General features: G+C 66.8%; 1 protein-coding gene. It reads right to left on the bottom strand.

Annotation, left to right across the window (positions count from 1 at the left end):
- Positions 1-17: 17 nt before the first annotated feature.
- Positions 18-21,764, bottom strand: a complete 21,747-nt coding sequence (locus E4P29_RS20425; RefSeq protein ID WP_135046970.1) for a non-ribosomal peptide synthase/polyketide synthase — start codon at positions 21,762-21,764, stop codon at positions 18-20.
- Positions 21,765-21,791 lie beyond the last annotated feature (27 nt).

Below are 21,791 nucleotides of genomic sequence, written 5' to 3'. Positions count from 1 at the left end.
TTGCAGTTCGCTTCACCCTATCGGTCGGCGGTTCCCATCGATCCGGGCAGACGATGCACCGGTATGTCGACACCGCTCATCTCGATACCGTCGCCGTCGACCGACACGATCGCAACGAGGTCTTCGATGTCCTCGGGTTGCAGGCGATCGACCGCGGCGGCATCTGCTGCGGAGAGGAACGCATGGGTGACCCATTCTGCGGACACGATGTCGGCGGCGTCCTCGGCGGACTCCGCCCGATCGGTCACCAGGGCTGCACCTGCCGTCACGGCGACCACACCGGCCAGAACTGCTGCACCGGTGTCGAACCGGGTGGGAACGGCAAGCCGTGAATCGTAGGCCACCGACCAGTCCGTCGCTGCGCTCGCCGCCAGTGCCGCGAGTGTTCCGTGATCGATCACGGTGCTGTCGTCGCCCACGACCAGCGCTGGACTGTCGGGTCCCAGCACGTCCGTTCTGTCCGAATACGTCACCGGCCGGCCGGAACTCGCGGCAATGGCGTCGACGACGTCCGGATGCCCGAGGTGGATGGTCGTGACGGACCCGGCCCAGCTCGGCACGTCGTCACCGTCGAGGACAAGGACGGATGCGCCTGCCCGGTCGATGACGTCGGAGGAGTTCGAAGGGGCGACGGCTCCGCCTGCCTTGGCCACCGCCCACTGCGTCACGACGGCCGAAACAGCGTCGGTGACGGTGACTCCGACGACGACTCCAGTTCGGACGCCGCGCTCGATCAGTACCCGAGCCATCCTCGAGGACTGCTCGTCGAGCTGACGGTAGGTGGTCTCGACTCCGTCCGACGACAACGCGGGCGCGTCGGGATCTGCGTCCACCGTCGAGGTGAGTACCTGAGGCAATGTCAGGTCCGACCGTGCCGGTGCCGCGATGGCGTCCGCGGTCTGCGGGGTCTCGGTCAGTGCCGTCCGCTCGGCGGCGTCGAGCACGTCGATGTCCCCGACGACGACCGTAGGTGTCGCCGCCACCGCACCGGCGATGCGCGCGAATCGTTCCGCAAGTGAGGCCACAGTGGACTCGTCGAACAGGTCGGCGGCGTACACCCATTCGACGTTCAGGGTTCCGGTACCGCTGTTGCCGTCGGCGTGCTGGGTTTCCACCGTCACCTGCAGGTCGAATTTCGCCGTCGGTTCGAAGCCACTGACGGGTTCGACGACCAGGTTCGGCAGTTCGAAGCGCGCCTCGCCGTGGGGCTCCACCGACAGAACCGTCTGGAACAGCGGGGTGTACCGGGCGTTCCGGTCCGGCGCGATGGTGTCGACGACCCGCTCGAACGGTACGTCGGAATGCGCGAAGGCCCGGAGGTCTGTCTCGCGTAGAGCGGTCAGCAACTCCGCGAACGTCGCATCGGGGTCGACGTCGGTACGCAGTGCCAGCGTGTTGACGAACATGCCGACCAGTCCGTCGAGCGCCTCGTGCCCGCGGCCGGCGATCGGTGTGCCGACGGCGAAGCTGCGGGAGCCACTCATCCGCGACAACAACACCCCTAGTACCGCGTGCAACACCATGAACAGAGTCGCGTTGTTCTCGCGCGCGATCGCCGCCAGCCCGGTGTGTACCGACTCGTCCAGCTCGACGTTCACACTGGCTCCGCGCAGATTCGCGGTGGCGGCTCGCGGCCGATCCCACGGCAACGACACGACCGGGGTGATCCCGCTGAGCTCGGTCGTCCAGAAGGACAACTGCTGCGACAGGATCGATGTGGGGTCGCTGTCCGACCCCAGCACCTGCCGCTGCCAGACCGCGAAGTCCGCGTACTGCACCGTCAGCGGTTCGGGTGTGTAGTCGGTTCCCGACGCGGCAGCGAGGTAAGCAGTCATGACGTCTCGGGCCAGCGGTGCCATCGATGCGCCGTCTCCGCTGATGTGGTGCATGACGATGACGAAGACGTACTCGTCCGGACCGAAGCGGAACAGTGCTCCCCGGACGGGGGGTGCGACGGTGACGTCGAAGCCCTCGTAGACGAGTGCGCGAATCCGCTCGGCGGTGTCGGAGTCGTTGGGCGCATCGATCGGAGTGAGATCGGGTACGACCGATCCGGCGTCGACGACCTCCTGATACGGCGAACCGTTCGTATCTTCCGGGTAGCGCGTGCGCAGTGCTTCGTGCCGCTCCACGGTGCTGGACACGGCGGTCTGCAGTGCCGCGACATTCAGCTCGCCTCGCAGACGGAGCGCCATCGGCATGTTGTAGGCACCGGACTCGGGGTCGAGTCGGTTCAGTACCCACATGCGCTGTTGCGCGAGCGACAACGGCACGATTTGTCCGGCCGGTCGGCGGCGCAGCGGCACATCGTTCGCGTCGTCGATGCGTGATTCGGCGCGCGCGGCGAGTGCCGAGACCGTCGAGGCCTCGAACAGGTCTCGGACACCGACCTTCTTACCGAGCGCAGCCGACACCCGTGCCGCCACTCGCGTGGCGATCAGCGAATTGCCGCCGAGATCGAAGAAGTCGTCGTCCGATCCGACGCGCTGGACGCCGAGCAGCTCGGCGTAGATCTCCGCCACGATCTCCTCGACCGGAGTCGCCGGAGCCCGGAACCGACGAACCTCGAACACCGGCTCCGGCAGTGCTTTTCGGTCCAGCTTTCCGCTGGTGTTCAGCGGGAATTCGGCGAGCACCATCACCGCCGCCGGCACCATGTACGTCGGCAGCGCGTCGCCGACGAAGGTGCGTACGGCGGCCGGGTCCAGCGTTCTACCCGGTGCAGGCACCACGTATCCGACGAGCTGGTCGCCGGCACCGGTGGTCGTCACTACCGCCGTGGCCTGGTTGACGTCCGGGTGGGCCAACATTGCGGTCTCGATCTCACCGAGCTCGATCCGCTGGCCACGGAACTTGACCTGGAAATCGGTGCGCCCGATGTACTCCAGGACTCCTGCGGTGCCCGGGCCCGATCGCCATCGGACGAGGTCTCCGGTGCGATACATGCGCTCGCCGGCAGCCGAGAACGGGTTCGCGACGAAGCGGTCCATCGTCAGGTCGACGCGCCCGAGGTATCCGTCGGCGAGCTGGGTTCCGGCCAGATACAGCTCACCCGCGGTACCTGCGGCCACCGGATGCAGCCTGCTGTCCAGAACGTAGGCCTGGGTGTTCCATTCCGGCGCTCCGATGGGGACGGTCGCGCCCTCGTCGGTGGACGTCTCCCAATAGGTCACCGTCACTGCTGCCTCGGTGGGGCCGTACAGGTTGTGGATCCCGGCAGAGGTGATCGCTCGGAAGTCCGTCACAGTCTCCGGTGGCAGTGCCTCACCCACCACGTAGACGTGTCGCAAGGACCGGCACTGCTCCGCGGTGGCGTACGCCGCGAACACGGTGAGCATCGACGGTACGAAGTCCGTGACGGTGACGCCGTTCCGGGCGATCCGGTCCGCGACGTAGGCCGGGTCGCGGTGGCCGTCGGGGGTGGCGAGGACGACGCTCGCGCCGACCTGGAGTGGCAGGAAGAAGCCCCACAGTGACACGTCGAACGTCGTTGCCGTCTTCTGCAGGTAGACGTCGTTCTCGTCGAGCGAGTACTGGTCGATCATCCAGGCCATCTCGTTGACGATCGCGCGGTGCGGCACCGAGACACCCTTGGGTCGTCCGGTCGAGCCGGACGTGAAGATGACGTAGGCGGTGTTCTCCGGGCGTACCGGTGCCGACCGGTCTGCGTCTGCCACGGCGTCGGTGGAGTAGGCGGCGAGATCGAGGGTGTCCAGTTCGAGGATCGGGAACCGTTCCGGCAGTCCGGTCCGATCGTGGCTGGTCGAGAGAACGGCGACGGGCACCGCGGTGTCGAGAATGTATTCGATGCGCTCGGCCGGATGATCCGGATCGATGGGCACGTATGCGCCGCCGGCTTCGAGGACGGCGTACATGCCCACCATCAGATCGATGCCTCGCCTCATCCCGAGCGCGACGAGGGACTGCGGGCCGACGCCGAGCGAAATCAGGTGTCGGGCAAGAGGATTGACTCGCTCCGCGAACTCCGCGTAGGTCACGACGGTGTCCTCGAAGATCACGGCCGTGGCGTCCGGGTTCGCCGCGACCCGAGCCGCGAACGGAGCCGTCAACCGGCCACCTGCGTCGATCTCGTGCGCGGTGTCGTTCCAGGTCTCGATCACGCGGTTTCGTTCGTGCGAGCCGAGCAGATCGATATCGCCGACCGCCGCCGTGGTGTCGGAGACGAAGGTCTCGAGAACACCGACGAGCCGGGACAGGATCGAGTCGACGTATGCAGCGTCGAACAGATCGCTGATGTACTTGAGCGTGAACGAGATTCGCTCCTCGGCCACGACCAACAACGTCAGGGGGTAGTGGGTGTTGTCGTTCGAGCTCACCGACTCGACGGTCATTCCGTCGATCGCTGCCGCCTGCTGCGTCAATTCGGCTTCATCCACCGGGTAGGACTCGAAGATGGTGAGGGTGTCGAACAGATTTCCCATTCCGATCGCCCGTTGAATGTCGACGAGTCCCATGTGGTGGTGGTCGAGCAGGTCTGCTTGTTCTCCCTGGATCCGGACCAGGTAGCTCTCCACCGTGTCGGCGGGATCGAATCGAACTCGCACCGGGATGGTGTTGATGAACAGCCCGATCATCGACTCCACGCCGGAAAGAGCAGCGGGACGTCCGGAGACCGTCGCACCGAACACGACGTCGGTGCGGCCGGTGATGTGTGCGATCAGCAGGCCGTACGCCGATTGCACCAGCGTGTTGACGGTGACGCCGAGCCTGCCACCGAGCGCAACGAGCGCCGCGGTGGTCTCGGCGTCGACGAATCGCTCCGTCTCGGCCGAGCGTGAGGAGATCTCTCGTCCGACGCTCGGCGGTGCGACGAACGTCGGTTCCTCGACTCCGGCAAGCGCCGTGGTCCACGCACCGAGGGACACAGCCGGGTCCTGTTGATTCAGCCATGTCAGGTACGAGCGGTACGAGCGAACCCTCGGCATCGACGCCGTGGAGCCCCGAGCGGCGTACAGGTACAACAGTTCCTTCATCACCAGCGGCAGCGACCAGCCGTCGAGGAGCACGTGATGGTTGGTCATTGCGAGCTTGTACGTGGTCGGGGTGATCCGTACCAGGACGAAACGCAGCAGCGGTGCGGTGGAGACGTCGAACTGTCGTCGCTGCTCCGCGGCCAGGGCTTCGGCGACGGCAGTGCCCCGCTCCGGCTCGTCGAGGTGCGACAGGTCCATCGTCGTCCAGGGCAGGACGACGTTCCGATGGACGATCTGCACCGTCTCACCGTCCGCGGTCGCGGTGAACGAGGTACGCAGATTGTCGTACCGGTCCAGCAGTGTCTGGGCAGCGTGATGCAACCGTTCGGCGTCCACCTCGCCGGCCAGGTCGAGTACGACCTGCATGGTGTAGACGTCGATCGACGCATCGGCGAACAACGCGTGGAAGAGCAACCCCTGCTGCAACGGTGACAGCGACCAGATGTCGGTCAGCTGTGGGTATCGCGCCTCGAAGGACGCGATGTCGGCCTGCGACAGGGCCACCAGAGGCACGTCCGACGGGGTCAAGCCACCCGAGCCGGGTGCCTCGGCGTACGCGGCCAGCGCCGTCAACGCCTCGGACCACAGCCCGGCGAGACGCTCGACCGTGTCCGCGGACACGGCTCCGGTCGGGAACGCGAAGCCGGCGCTCAGGACCCCGCCCTCGTCGGTGTCGAGCACGATCGCGTTGATGTCGACGGTCTTGTTCGCGGCCATGTCGGCGTCACCGGGCGCGGAGAGCTCACCGTCGGCGGCCGGCAACCAGCCGAGCGACTTCATCTCGTCCGGGACCTCGCCGGCGTCGACCCGGCCCAGGTAGTTGAAGCTGATCTGTCCGGTGCCGAGTTCGGCCAGTTCCGCAGCGGTCTCCGAGTTCAGGTACCGGAGCAGTCCCCAGCCCATGCCTCGATCGGGCAGCGCCAGCATCTGCTCCTTGACTGCCTTGACTGCATCGCCGAGCTGCGACCCTCCCGCGAACGCAGCGTCGACGTCGATCCCGGTCAGGTCGAGGCGAACGGGGAACAGGCTCGTCAGCCAGCCGACGGTCCGTCCCAGATCAGCTCCGTGAACCACCGCTTCCTCGCGGCCGTGGCCTTCGAGCTGCACCAGTGTTGCCGGTGCGGTGATGCCGCGCTCGGACCGCAGTCTGGTGACGGCCAAGGCGAGCCCGGCCAGCAACCCGTCGCCCACACCACCGCGGAAGATCTCCGGAACGGTGGTCAGAAGGGTGCGCGTGACGTCGGGTGCCAGTTCGATGTTCACCCGTTCGAGCGTCGCCACGACGTCGACTGCGGGATCGAAGGGGCGGTCGCCCAGCACGGGATCCTCGGTGTCTGCGATCGAGCGCCACAGCGGCAACTCGGCCAGCCGCGCCTCGCTCGCTGCCGCGTCGACCAGTGCATGGGTCCAACGCCGCATCGAGGTTCCGACCTCGGGGAGGCTCGGGGTCACTCCCCCGGACACCTGAGCCCAGGCGGAGACGAGGTCGGGGACCAGGATTCGCCACGACACTCCGTCGGTCACGAGGTGGTGCGCCGCGACGGTCAGCGTGCCCGCTTCCTCGGGTCCTCGATCGACCCAGACGAGGGCGAGCATGCGACCGGTCGTGGGGTCGAGCGTTCCGACTGCATCGTCGAATACCGTTGCAGCCGAATCGGTATCGGCGCGGGTGAGCAACGCATCCACGTCGACGGCACCGGTGCCCGCAACATCGAGGCCCCAGCCGCGGTCGTCGTGCACGAGGGTGGACCGCAGCACGTCGTGTCGATCGACCACTGCAGTCACCGTGGCGAGAATTCCGGCTCGGTCGATACCGATCGGCAACTCCAAGGTGACGGCCTGGTGGAAGCGTGACCACCCGCCGCCGCGTTCGATCATCGCCACACCGAACGGGGGTAGCGGCATCCAACCGACTCCGCCGCCGTCGAGTTCCTCGAGCACGACCGCGTCATTGCCCTCACCGACGATCACGGCGACCTCGGCGAGACCGGCAACGGTCTTGCGCTCGAACACATCCCGCGGTCCGAACTGAATTCCCCTGGCCTTGGCGCGCGAGACCAACTGAATGGACACGATGCTGTCGCCACCGAGAGCGAAGAAGGAGTCGTCGACGCCCACCGTCTCGAGGCCCAGGACGTCGGCGAACACGTCGGCGATGATGCGCTCGGTGTCGGTTGTCGCCGTACGGAATTCGGCATCGCTGCCGAATTCGGGTTCGGGAAGCGCTCTGCGGTCCAGCTTGCCGTTCGGCCCGAGCGGGAGGGCATCGAGCACGATGAGCCCGGCCGGAACCATGTACTCCGGAACCAGAGTGGCGACCGACGCAGTGACCGCTGCGGTGTCGATGGTCTCCCCGGCAGCGGGAACGACGTACCCGACCAGAAGTTCGCCTGCCGACGGCGTCCGGCGCACGAGAACCACGGCCTGATCGACCGACGGGTCTGCGGTCAGCGCGGCTTCGATCTCGCCGAGTTCGATCCGCAGGCCTCGGAGTTTGACCTGGAAGTCCGTGCGGCCGAGGTACTCGAGTTCGCCGTCTCGCCTCCAGCGCACCAGGTCTCCGGTGCGATACATCCGCGAGCCGGCTGCGCCGTGCGGATCGGCGACGAACCGGTCGGCGGTCAGGTCCGGGCGGCCGAGGTATCCGCGGGCCAGTTGACGCCCCGCGAGATACAGCTCTCCGGGCACCCCGACGGGAACGGGGTGCAGGCGCGCGTCGAGCACGGTCACCCTCGTGTTCCACACCGGTGCACCGATGGGAACCGACACGGTGTCCGACGGCAGAACATGGTGATACGTGACGTCGACAGCGGCCTCGGTCGGGCCGTAGAGGTTGTGCAGCTCGGTTGCGGGCAGAGCAGTGCGCAGCGCGCCCGCCACCGATGCGGGCAGTGCCTCACCGGAGGCGAACACCGCGCGCAGGCCGGTGCAGTTCGAGACACCGTCCGCAGCGGCGAACACGGCCAACAACGACGGGACGAAGTGCGCGACCGTGACGCCACGTTCGGCAACGGTGCTCACCAGATATGCCGGATCTCGATGGCCGTCGGGCACTGCGATGACGAGTTCGGCACCGATCTGCAACGGCCAGAACAGCTCCCACACCGACACGTCGAACGTGACCGGCGTCTTCTGCAACACCGTGTCCTGCTCGGTGAGACGGTATTCGGCCTGCATCCACAGCAGACGGTTGACGATGGCCTCGTGGCTGACCGCAACGCCTTTGGGGCGACCGGTGGAGCCGGAGGTGAAGATGACGTACGCGGTGTCCGCCGGTCGCAGCGGTGCGGTTCGCTCGGCATCGGTCACCGGTGCCGTGGACAGACCTGTCGTGTCGACGGTGTCGACCAGGATTCTGGCGGCGTCGGTCACGAGATCTGTACCGTCGCGCGCGGTCGTGAGCAGCACCACCGGTGCCGCCGTGTCCAGGATGTAGCCGATTCGTTCTGCCGGTAGATCCGGGTCGACCGGAACGTAGGCACCACCGGCGGCGAGCACGGCGTAGATACCCGTCAGCATGTCGATGGAGCGGCGCATGGCCGTCGCCACCACAGTTTCCGGGCCGACTCCCTCGGCGATGAGCAGACGCGCGAGCGCGTTGACCCGTTCGGAGAATTCGCGGTACGTCACCCGGTCGTCGAGGAAGCTCGTGGCGGTGTTGTCCGGGGAGTCGGCAACTCGGGTCTCGAACAGCGACACCAGAGTTGCGCCGGGATCCACCTCGTGCGCGGTGGAGTTCCAATCCTCGAGGACGCGGGTACGTTCGCCCTCCTCGAGGATGTCGACGTCGCCGACGATCCCGTCCGGTGCGTCGGTCAGCTCGTGCAGTACCCGGACGAGCCGTCGCCCGAGGGAGGCCATGCTCGATTCTTCGAAAAGATCTGTGGCGTAGTCGAACTGCACGTCGATTCCGGCGGGAGCACCGTGGTCGTCCGTGTTCTCCCACAGCGTCACCTGCAGGTCGAATTTCGCGAACGCGCTACCCAGATCGATGCCCTCGACACTCAACCCCGGCAGGGCCAACGTCTGGCGGTTCAGGTTCTGGAACGTCAGCATGACCTGGAAGATCGGGTGGCGAGCCTGTGAGCGGTCCGGGGCCAGCTCGTCGACGAGCCGCTCGAACGGCACGTCGGCGTGCCCGAAGGCCCCCAGGTCGGCCTCGCGAACTGCGGCGAGTTGCTCGCGCAACGTTGCCGCGGGGTGCACCGCGGTACGCAGGGCGAGCGTGTTGACGAACATGCCGACGAGCTCGTCCAGATCGGCGTCACCGCGGCCGGCGACCGGGGTTCCGATCGTCACGTCGTCGGTACCCGCCATCGCGCCGAGGAGCACCGCGAGCGCGGTGTGGACCACCATGAAGTTCGTGGCGTTGTTGGCGCGGGCAGCCCGAGCGATGTTCGACTGCAGAGCCTCGTCGATCGAGAAGTTGTATGCCGCACCGCGATACGACGCCACCGCCGGACGCGGTTGGTCGGTCGCGAGATCGAGCTGTGCCGGGGCACCGGCCAGAGCCGTCGTCCAGTAGGCGAGCTGCTTCGCCAACGGCGAATCGGGGTCGTCCTCGGAACCGAGTACCTCGCGTTGCCACAACGCGTAGTCCGCGTACTGCACCGGAAGTGGTGCCCACTGCGGGTTCTCCCCCGCGGCACGGGCGGTGTAGGCCACCATGACGTCGCGCGTCAGGGGTCCCATCGAGAACCCGTCCGCGGCGATGTGGTGGGCGACGAAGGCCAGTACGTGCTCGGTCTCGCTGACCCGCAGGATCCGGATTCGGACCGGAACAGCTCGGGTCACGTCGAAACCCGCGGACACGAAGTCGCGCAGCGCCTGCTCGATCGAATTCTCGTCGACGTCGTCGACGACAACCGTCACGCCGGCCTCCGCGGTACCGAGCACCACCTGATGGCCTCGTCCGTCGACCTCCGGGTACACGGTGCGCAGAATCTCGTGCCGTGCCAGCACGTCGTACACGGCGTTGGTGAGTGCATCGACATCGACACTGCCGGACAACCGAATAGCGACCGGGATGTTGTTCACGGCGGAGGTCGGATCGAATTGGCTCAGGAACCACATGCGCTGCTGGGCCATCGACAGCGGCACCGAGTCCGGTCGCGTCCGAGCCGTCAGTGCCCGGCGCGCACCGGTACCCACCTCGGACTCGATCGCACGTGCGAGCGACTGCACCGTCGGAGACTCGAAGATCGAGCGGACCGGCACCTGAGTATCGAGCGCCGCCCCCAGCCGGGAGACCACCTGGGTAGCGATGAGCGAGTTACCGCCGAGCGCGAAGAAGTCGTCGTCCAGACCCACGCGCTCGACAGCGAGCACCTCGGCGAACACCGCCGCGACGGCCTCTTCCACAGGATTGGTCGGCGCGCGGAATTCGGCAGTCTCGAACTGCGGTTCGGGGAGCGCCTGTCGATCCAGCTTGCCGTTGACGCCTCGAGGAAGAGCCTCGAGCACGACGAAGGCAGCCGGGATCATGTACGACGGCAGACGTTCGGCGAGTGCACGACGGATGACGTCCTGATCCAGCGTCACCCCATCGGCGGGCACGAGGTAGGCCACGAGCCGCGCGCCTGATCCCGTGTCCGCGAGAGCGATCACGGCGACGTCGCGAATCTCGTCGAGCGATCCGAGAGCGGCATCGATGTCGCCGAGTTCGATACGGAAACCGCGAATCTTCACCTGGAAGTCGGTGCGCCCGACGTACTCCAGTTCGCCGTGGGCGCGCCAGGACACGAGGTCACCGGTCCGGTACAGGCGGCCGCCGGGGGTGAACGGGTCCGCGACGAAACGCTCGGCGCTCAGATCCGGCCGCGCGAAGTACCCGTCGGCCAGCTGCGCACCCGCGAGATAGAGCTCGCCTGCAACGCCGACCGGAACGGGAGTCAGACGCGAGTCCAACACGTAGACACGGGTGTTCCACTCGGGCGCGCCGATGGGGACGGCCGTGCCGTCGACGGTCGTCACCCGATGCGCGGTCACCGAGACCGCTGCCTCGGTCGGTCCGTACAAGTTGTCCAGTCGCGCAGCAGAACTGCGCAGCGTGCGCTCGGCCGTGGCGACCGGCAGTGCTTCGCCGATCGCCAGAATCCGCGTCAGATGTTCGGGCAGAGCTCCCGCCGAAGCCGTGACCAACGCGTCGAGCACGGACGGCACGGTGTGCAGTGTCGTCACCGATTCCCGGTTCATCAGATCGACGAGGTAGGCGGGATCGCGATGGCCCTCGGCGTCGGCGACCACGATCGCACCACCGGAGACGGTGGCGACCCAGAACTCCCACACGGACAGATCGAAAGTGGCGGCAGTCTTGAGCAGTACCCGGTCCGTGCTGCCCAGCCCGTAATGGGCGCTCTGCCACAGCAGCTGGTTGACGATGGCGGCATGACCGACCGCGACGCCTTTGGGACGGCCGGTGGATCCGGACGTGAAGATGACGTACGCGGTGTTCGCGGGCCGCAGCGGCGAGGTGCGCTCGCTGTCGGTGACGGGCGCGTCCGAGACCTCTGCACCCAGCAGTCGGGGATCGGTGTCGACGAGCAGAACCGGAATCGACTCGAAGTCGACATCGTCACGCGCAGTGCTCAACACCAGAGCGGGAGCGGCTACCTCGAGAATGTAGGCGTTGCGGTCCGCCGGCTGATCCGGGTCGATGGGTACGTACGCTCCGCCGGCCTTGGCGACGGCGTACATCGCGACGAGCAGATCCACCGAGCGCCTGATCGCCAGGGCCACCGTCACCTGCGGGCCGACGCCGGCACCGATCAGGACGCGAGCCAACCGGTTGATTCGACGATCGAACTCGGCGTACGACAGCGATTCTCCCGCATGGACCACCGCGATCGCGTCGGGCTGCGCCTGCACCTGTCGGTCGAACAGCGATACCAGGGTCTGCGACGCATCGACATCGTGATCGGTGTCGTTCCAGGTGCGCACGATCCGGGTGTGCTCCTCGGGCGAGAGCAGAGCGAGATCGCCGATGACGGCCGAGGGATCCTGGGCCACTTCGGCGAGGATGCGAACGAACCGGTCGGCAAACGTTTCGACCGTGGCGCGATCGAAAAGATCGGTGGCGTAACTGAATTCGGCCGACAGTTCCGCAGGCGAGCCATCCGGGTCGTAACGATCCGAGATGGACAGTTGCAGATCGGTCTTGGCCGTCACAGCATCCGGCTCGACGGCACTCACCGTCAGACCCGGCAGCTCGAACGTCGACTCGGCGAGGTTCTGGAAGGACAGGCCTACCTGGAACAGCGGGTTGCGTGCCGTCGAACGCACCGGGTTCAGCACCTCGACGAGACGCTCGAACGGAACGTCGGAGTGCGCGAACGCGGCCAGGTCCCGCTCACGGGCCTGAGCGAGCAACTGGCGGAAGGTCATCGACGATTCGACGGTCGACCGGAAGACCAGGGTGTTGACGAACATACCGATCATCGAATCGAGTGCCCGTTCACCTCGGCCGGCGATGGGCGTTCCGACGGCGATGTCCTCGGAACCGGACAAGCGTGCCAGCAACACCGCGAATGCCGAGTGCACCACCATGAACAACGTTGCCTGCTCGGTACGTCCGAGCTCGGCGAGAGCGGCGTGCGTGCCGGCGTCGACGGTGAACCGCACGGCGTCGCCGCGGAAACTCTGCGCCGGCGGGCGCGGGCGATCGGTGGGGAGTACCAGTTGATCCGGCAGCTCGGCGAGCGCATCCTTCCAGAACGACACCTGCTGCGCTGCAACCGAATCGGGATCCGATTCGGTACCGAGCACGGCGCGCTGCCATAGCGCGAAGTCGACGTACTGCACCTCGAGCGGCTCCCAGTCCGGAGCCGTCCCTGCAGATCTCGCGGTGTATGCGGTCATGACGTCGACGGCCAGCGGGCCCATCGACGCGCCGTCGGCCGACACGTGGTGTACGACGAAGGCCAAGACATGCTCGTTCTCGTCGACGCGGAACACTCGCGCATCGACCGGTACCTCGGCGGTGACGTCGAAGCCACGCGCGAAGAACTCGGTCACGGCGGCAACGACGTTCGCACCGACCACGTCGAGGACGCCGAGGTCCATCGGTACCTCGGACGCCGGCAACACCTGCTGGAACGGGCCCTGTGCCGAGTCCGGGTACCGGGTACGCAGAGACTCGTGGCGTTCGACGACGTCGCGTACCGCCGACTGCAGCGCAGCAACGTCGAGCTCACCCGACAACCGCACGGCGAACGGAATGTTGTCCACCGACGACGTCGTGTCGAACTGGTTGAGGAACCAGTACCGCTGTTGCGCCGGCGAAAGCGGCGGGTGCTCCGGACGCGGACCCGCCACGAGTGCGGCTCGCCCGCCCGAGCCGACAGCGCTCTCCACGTGCGCCACCAGTGCGGCCACGGTCGAGCTCTCGAACAGCGCCCGCACCGGCACCACCGTGTCCAGTGCCGCGCCGAGGCGCGAGACCACCTGGGTGGCGATCAACGAGTTACCGCCCAGGGCGAAGAAGTCGTCGTCCAGCCCCACTCGATCGATGTGCAGGACGTCGGCGAACACTCCGGCAACGATCTCTTCGACCGCGGTGGTGGGTGCTCGGAATTCACGAGCCTCGAACACGGGTGCGGGAAGCGCGGCGCGATCCAACTTGCCCACCGGGGTCAGTGGAACGGTGTCGAGAACGATGATGGACGACGGAATCATGTACGCGGGCAATGATTTTCCGACAAAAGCGGTCAACTCGTCGACGTCGACGACGGAACCGCGCGTCGGCAGCACGTAGGACACGAGGGTGGTGACGCCCGACGGCAGCTCGTGACCGAGTGTGACGGCGAAGTCGACCTCGGGAACAGCGGTGAGCGCGGAGTCGATCTCACCGAGCTCGATACGGAAGCCGCGCACCTTGACTTGGAAGTCGGTGCGGCCGACGAACTGCAGCTGCAGCTCGTCCGTCCATCGCACGACGTCGCCGGTGCGGTACATCCGTGCGCCGTCGACGCCGTACGGGTTGGCCACGAAGCGCTCGGAAGACAGACCGGGCCGACCGAGATAGCCGCGAGCGAGCGCACCGCCCGACAGATACAGGTCACCCGCGACACCGGTCGGAACCGGTTCGAGTCGGGAATCGAGGATGAGCACGGACATGCCGTGAATCGGTCGACCGATGGTGATCGGCTCGCCGGGCGTCAACTCGGCGAAGCTGGAGATGATCGTGGTCTCGGTCGGGCCGTACCCGTTGAAGTACTTCCGATCCCCTGCCCATCGGGCCAGCAGTTCGGGAGTGGTCACGTCGCCGCCCACCGAGAGGACCTCGAGCGAATCGATCCCGTGGGGATCCATCGTGCCGAGTACTGCAGGCGTGATGATCGTATGAGTGACCCTCTCCACCTTCAGCAGTTCGGCCAATTCGGTGCCACCGAGAATCGATGCCGGTACGACGACCAACGTCGCGCCGACCGAGAATGCCGCCATCCACTCCAGAACCGACGGATCGAAGTTGGGCGAGCAGACGTGCAGGAACCTCGAGGCCGGTTTCAGGTGATAGAGATCGGTTGCTGCGTCGAGGACGCCGCCGAGTCCGGCGTGCGTGACGACGACACCCTTCGGCTTGCCCGTCGAGCCCGAGGTGTAGATGACGTAGGCCGGATTCTGGAACGTGACGGGTCGCAGGCGGTCCGCGTCGGTGACCGGCTCGGCCGAGCGGGTGCGAACCTCGGCCACGAACTCCTCGTCGTCCACGCTCAGCCACACCAGATCCTGCTGTCCGCCGGGGAGCCGAGCCGAGTGCGCCCGGGTGGTCAGGCCCAGTACGGCCTCGGAGTCCGAGACCATGTGGGCGATGCGATCCTGCGGATACGTCGGGTCGACGGGTAGGTGCGCAGCCCCCGATTTCGCCACTGCCCAGACCGCGAGCACCATGAAGTAGGAGCGCTGGAATCCCAGAGCCACAACGGATTCGGGGCCGGCCCCGCGCTCGATGAGTACCCGGGCGAGCTGCGAGGACGTCGCATCGAGTTCGGCGTACGAGATCGAGCGCCCCTCGTAGCGTATCGCGGTCGCCGACGGGTCGAGTGCGGCTCCGGCAGCGAAGATCTCGGCCAGAGTGCCGCCGGCCAACACGTCGTCACCGTGGACGTGGGTGAGCCGGTCGAACTCGTCGTCGTACAGGATGGACAGATCGCCCACCGGGGTGTTCGGCGTCGCCACGATCGCTTCCAGCAGCCAACGGAAACGCCGCGAGAACACCTCGACCGTCTTCTCGTCGAACAGGTCTCGCGCGTAGAGGAAACCGGCGGACAGACCGGTGCCGTCGGACTTCTCGTGCAGCGTCAGCGACAGGTCGAACTTGGCGGTGTCGACCTCGACGTCGACCGCCGAGACCGTCAGATCGGGTAGGTGGAATTCGCTCGGCGGCAGGTTCTCGAACGCGATCGCGACTTGGAACAGCGGGTGTCTGGCCGTCGTGCGCTCGGGTTCGAGCAGATCGACGAGCCGCTCGAAGGGGATGTCCGCGTGTGCGAATGCATCGAGGTCGACGTCCCGGACGTGGCCGAGGAGGTCGGTGAATCCCTTGCTTCGATCGACCGAGGTCCGGAGCACCAGGGTGTTGACGAACATACCGATCACGTCGTCCAGGACGGCCTCGCCGCGGCCTGCGACGGCGGTACCCACCGCAACGTCGTCCGAGGTGGACATGCGAGCCAGGAACAGCGCGAGAGCACCGTGGAGCACCATGAAGAGGGTGGTTCCGGTCGACCGGGCCAGATCGTCGAGCGACGCACGCAGATCCGCATCGATGTCGAACTGGAACCGCCCGCCCGAGTACGACTGGACCGCAGGACGCGGTCGGTCGTACGGCAGGGTCAGCTCACTGGGCAGGTCCGCCAGGGCCGAACGCCAGTAGTTCGCCTGTGCTGCCATCAGGCTGCTCGGATCCGAGTCGTCGCCGAGCACGGCGCGCTGCCACAGCGCGAAGTCGGCGTACTGAACCGCCAGCGGCGTCCACTGCGGAGCGTCGCCGGCCACACGAGCGAGGTAAGCCGTCATCACGTCGCGGGTCAGCGGCCCCATGGACCACCCGTCTGCGCTGATGTGGTGAACCACGACGACCAGCACGTACTCGTCGTGGTTCACCTGGAACAATTTGGCGCGCAGAGGAATCGACTGGGTGACGTCGAATCCTTCGGAGGCGAAGGCGATCAGGTCGGCCACCGCACCGTCGGCGGACGGTGTGGTGGGCGTCAGGTCCGGTGCCACCGATTCGGCAGGCAGGATCACCTGATGCCCCGCCCCGTCCACACTCGGGTAGACGGTGCGGAGTGCTTCGTGCCGGTCGAGAACGTCGATGACGGCCGCGTTCAGGGCCGCAGTGTCGAGTGCTCCGGTGAGCCGGATCGCCACGGGGATGTTGTTGACCGCCGATTCGGGCTCGAATCGGTTGAGGAACCACATCCGCTGCTGGGCGAGCGAGAGCGGAATTCGTTCGGGGCGTTCCTGCGGCACCAGAGGCGCGGAGACTCCGTGGCCGACGTGGCTTTCCAACGCAGCAGCCAAGGCTGCCACCGTGCCTGCCTCGAACATCGTTCGGACGGGCACCGTCGTGCCCAGTTCGGCACCGAGTCGTGCGGCGACCTGAGTGGCGACGAGCGAGTTACCGCCGAGCGCGAAGAAGTCGTCGTCCACACCGACTCGGTCGAGTCCGAGGACCGCGCCGAACACGTTCGCGACGATCTCTTCGACCGGATCGGACGGCGCTCGGTAGGGCGTTGCCTCGAATTCCGGATCGGGCAGCGCTTTTCGATCGAGCTTGCCACTTCCGCCGAGCGGGAACTCGGCCAATTCCACGACGGTGGACGGCACCATGTACTCGGCCAGACGTCCGCGTAGCGCGGTGCGTACCCGGTCCACATCGACCGGGCCTTGGGTGGGAACGACGTAGGCGACCAGTTGTTCCCGTCGCACGAGAACCACGGCCTGAGCGATCTCGGGAAGGTCCAACAGAGCCGATTCGATTTCGCCGAGTTCGATACGGAGACCACGCAACTTCACCTGGAAGTCGGACCGGCCCACGTACTCCACTTCACCGGCGGGCAGCCACCGCACCACGTCGCCGGTTCGGTACATCCGCGCACCGTCGACCGCGAACGGATCGGCAACGAAGCGATCCGCGGTCAGATCGGGTCGGCTCACGTATCCCCTGGCGAGCTGAACACCCGACAGATAGAGCTCTCCCGACACCCCGACCGGAACCGGCCGCAAGGACGAATCGAGAACGCGCACATCGGTGTTCCACACCGGTGAACCGATCGGCACCACGACTGTGTCCGCGTCGGAGACCGCATGATAGGTCACGTCGACAGCAGCTTCGGTCGGGCCGTACAGGTTGTGCACCGACACCTGCGGCAGCGCGCGGCGCAGCGAATGTGCAGTAGCAGGCGCAAGCGCCTCCCCCGAGGCGAACACCGTACGCAGCGACGCTCCCGCGTCGGGCCTACGCAGCGCCTCCGGTGTGAACACCGACATCATCGACGGCACGAAGTGAACTACCGAGACATGTTCGCGTGCGATGACATCGAGCAGGTACGACGGATCCCGATGACCCTCGGGAACCGCGACGACCACCGATGCGCCGACCTGGAAGGCCCAGAAGAACTCCCACACCGACACGTCGAACGTAGCCGGCGTCTTCTGCAACACCACGTCCTGCGGACCGAGGGGGTACTCGTGCTGCATCCACGACATCCGGTTGACGATCGACGCGTGCGATACGCCGACGCCCTTCGGCCGTCCCGTCGACCCGGAGGTGAAGATGACGTATGCAAGGTTGTCCGGCCGCAGCGGCGCCGACCGCTCCGCATCGGTCACCGGTGCCGACGAGTATTCCGACACGTCGACGGTGTCGATGTCCACCGTCTCCACACCCGAGAACTCGACGTGGTCTCGGGTGCTCGAGAGCACCCGTACCGGCGACGCGGTACTCACGATGTACTCGTTGCGCTCCGACGGCTGACCCGGGTCGATAGGTACGTACGCGGCACCCGCCTTGACGATCGCGTACATACCGACCAACAACTCGATACTGCGACCGACCGCGAGGCCGACCGTCGAATCGGTCCCGACGCCCACCGACAACAGGTACCGCGCCAGGCGGTTCGCGCGCGCATCGAGCTCGGCGTATGTCAGCCGAACATCCTCGAACACCAGGGCCTGCACGTCCGGGGTCTGCTCGACGCGAGCATCGAACTGCCCCACCAACGTTGTTCCGCCGGTCATCTCGTGTGCCGGACCCGAACCGAACGCCAGCACCGACTCCCGCTCGCCCGAGTCGAGCAGGTCGATCTCTCCGACGGCTGCGGCGGGCGCTGCAGTGATCGCACGAAGTACACGGACGAACCGCTCCCCGAACCGGTCCATCGTCGATTTGTCGAAGAGGTCCGCAGCATAGGTCAGGGCGACGGTCAGGCCCGCGGGCTCGGAGCCGGCCGGTGCCGAATCCCACAGCGTCACTTGTAGATCGAACTTTGCCAGGTCTGCCTCGTAGTCGACCGCTGCGATGGTCAGGCCGGGGAGTTCGACCGAGGTTCGATCCAGGTTCTGGAACGTCAGCATCACCTGGAACAGCGGGTGGCGTGCCTGCGAGCGCACCGGGGTCAACACGTCCACCAGACGCTCGAAGGGCACGTCGGCGTGCGAGAACGCAGCGAGGTCCACCTCCCGGATCTCGCGCAGCAGATCGTCGAACGACGTCCGTGGATCGACTCCGGTGCGCAGCACCAGCGTGTTGACGAACATGCCGACGACGTCGTCGAGTGCCGCGTCTCCACGGCCGGCGACCGGCGTACCGATACTGATGTCGTCGGCGGCCGCGAGCTTGGCCAACAACACGGCCAGCGCGGCGTGCACGACCATGAACGTCGTTGCGTTGTGCTCTCTTCCGAGCTTTTCCAGCGCGCGGACCAGTTCGCCGTCGATCTCGAACGTGTGCGTGCCGCCGTTGGTCGTGGCGACCGCCGGGCGGGGACGGTCGGTGGGTAGCTCCAACTGGTCGGGTGCGCCGCCGAGTTGGTGCCGCCAGTAGTTCTCCTGCGCCGAGATCAGAGATTCTGGATCGTCCTCGCTGCCGAGGACAGCCCTCTGCCACAGCGTGAAGTCGGCGTACTGCACCTCGAGCGGAGTCCACTGTGGTTGCTGCCCGTTGGTGCGCGCCACGTATGCGGCCACCACGTCGCGGGTCAGCGGGCCCATCGAGAATCCGTCGGCCGCGATGTGGTGCACCACGAACGCGAGCACGTGCTCGGTCTCGGCCGTCTCGAGAAGCACCGCCCGGAAGGGCAGCTGTACCGCCAGATCGAAGGGCCTGAGCGCGAACTCCAGCAGCACGGCGGGGACGTCGGCATCGGTGGCCGTCGCGCGCTCCAATTCCACTGCCGCCGCATCGGATTCGAGTACTTGCTGGAAACCGATGCCGTCGTGATCGGGGTAGACCGTCCGCAGCGACTCGTGCCGGTCCAATACGTCGATCAAGGCCGCCTGCAGGGCGGTAAAATCGAGTTCGCCGCTCAGCGCGATGGCGACCGGGATGTTGTTGACAGCCGAGTCCGGCTCGAATCGGTTGAGAAACCACATCCGTTGCTGGGCCAGCGACAGTGGCACACGTTCGGGCCGCTGCTGCGCCACCAACGGAGGTCGCGCGTGCGTCGAGCCTGCGGCATCGACGGCCGCGGCGAGTTCGGCGACGGTCGGTGCGTCGAAGAACGACCGCACATCCACCGCTGTGCCCAGCTCCGCATTGACTCGCGCAATCACGCGGGTGGCATTGAGCGAGTTTCCGCCCAGGACGAAGAAGTCGTCGTCCACGCCGATACGGTCCATCCCGAGGACAGTCTCGAAAATTGCCACCAGGGCCGTTTCGGTGTCGGTGCCCGGGGCACGGTATTCGCGTACGAGCGAGGCGAAATCGGGCGCAGGCAAGGCCTTTCGGTCCAGCTTGCCGCTGGCGTTCAGCGGGAATTCGTCCAGCACGACGAACACCGACGGCACCATGTACTCGGGCATGCGCCGTCGCACCGCATCCGCGAGGCCGTCGTGATCGATATCGGGCTCGGCGCTCACGACATAGCCGACGAGCTGCTCACCCAACTGGGCCTGCGATCGGTCGGCGTGAACGAGCACCGCGGCCTGGGTCACCTGCGGCTCGGCGAGCAGCGCTTGTTCGATCTCGCCGAGTTCGATACGGAGGCCACGCAGTTTGACCTGGAAGTCGGTGCGGCCGATGTACTCGATCAGGCCGTCGGCGCGTCGGCGCACCAGGTCGCCGGTGCGGTACATCCGGTCCCCCGGCTCACCGAACGGGTCGGCGACGAATCGATCGGACGTCAGGTCCGTGCGTCCGAGGTATCCGCGAGCGAGCTGCACGCCCGCGAGATAGAGCTCTCCCTCGACTCCCCGGGGTGAGCGCCGCAGACCCTCGTCGAGCACGTAGAGGTCGGTGTCGTCGACGGCAGCGCCGATCGGCACCGAGCCGTCCTCCACCTGCTGCGTTCGGTAGTACGTGACGTCGACGGCTGCTTCGGTGGGACCGTACAGGTTGTGCAACTCGGCGTCGGAGATCGCGTGGAACGCGTTGACGGTGCGCGCCGGCAGCGCCTCACCGGAGGCGAACACCATGCGAAGCGAATCGGCCTGTGCGGCAGCGGGTTCGGCAACGTAAACCGACAGCATCGACGGTACGAAGTGGGTCACCGTCACGCCGTGCTCGGCGATCACGCGGGCGAGGTAGGCGGGGTCGCGGTGCCCGTCGGGCTCGGCGATCACCAGTGTCGCGCCGATCTGTAACGGCCAGAAGAACTCCCAGACCGACACGTCGAACGTGAACGGCGTCTTCTGCAAGACGACGTCGGCCGAGGTCATCGTGTATTCCCGCTGCCGCCAGGAAATGTTGGCGACGATCGCGCGGTGGCCCACCGCCACGCCCTTCGGACGCCCGGTCGAACCGGACGTGAAGATGACGTACGCGAGGTCGTCCTCGCCGAGGGTGCCGAGCCGGTCCGCATCGGTGATGCGCCCTGCAGTCACGCCGGTGACGTCGACGGCATCGACGAGCAGAGTCTGCGTGCCGTCCGGCAACTGCGGCAGGTCCTCCGATGTCGTCAGCACCAGAACCGGTCGCGCGGTATCGAGGACGTAGGCGAGCCGATCCACCGGGTGCTCGGGGTCCAACGGAACGTAGGCACCACCGGCTGCCGAGATGGCGTACATACCCACCAGCAGATCGAACGAGCGGCGGATCGACAGCCCCACCGTCGAGTCCGGGCCGACTCCCCGCTCGATCAGAACCCGGGCGAGGCGTTCGACCGACTCTGCGAACTGGCCGTAGGTCCGAGTCACGTCGCCGAACACGAGCGCGGGCGCGTCCGGTGTCCGCTCGGCCTGATCGGCGAACAGGGTGTAGAGGGTGGTCGCTTCTGGTTCGGCCGGGCTCGACGCCGAGTCGTCGTCACCGAGAACCGTCGCGGCATCGGACACCACCGACGAGACCACGGCGTCGAGACCACCGTCGGTGGCCTCGATGAGGCCGGGAACGGTGTTGGACAGCACGACCGGAACCAGCGCGTCCGGGCCGAGAACCCCACCCATGGCCGTGTCGAGGGTGGTGATCTCCTCGTCCAACCGGGCGTAGGTCAACTCCGTGCCGAGGTGCGCGAGCGCCACGCGGTCCGGTTCGACCGCAGCGACGCTCCGAACCAAGCGCGGAAGGTCCTCGACCGTCAATGCTGCCTCGCGTCGACGTCCAACCGCCATCTAACTTTTCCTCCTGATCGATCCACG

The sequence above is a fragment of the Rhodococcus sp. 1R11 genome (assembly GCF_004563845.1).
Classification (GTDB): Bacteria; Actinomycetota; Actinomycetes; order Mycobacteriales; family Mycobacteriaceae; genus Rhodococcoides.
Note: the sequence above shows the minus strand (reverse complement) of the source record. Positions and strands in the feature narration are given on the sequence as shown.

Bases quoted from the DNA above. Each gene is read 5' to 3' on its own strand.
- E4P29_RS20425 (WP_135046970.1), bottom strand. From the start codon at position 21,764: ATGGCGGTTGGACGTCGACGCGAGGCAGCATTGACGGTCGAGGACCTT.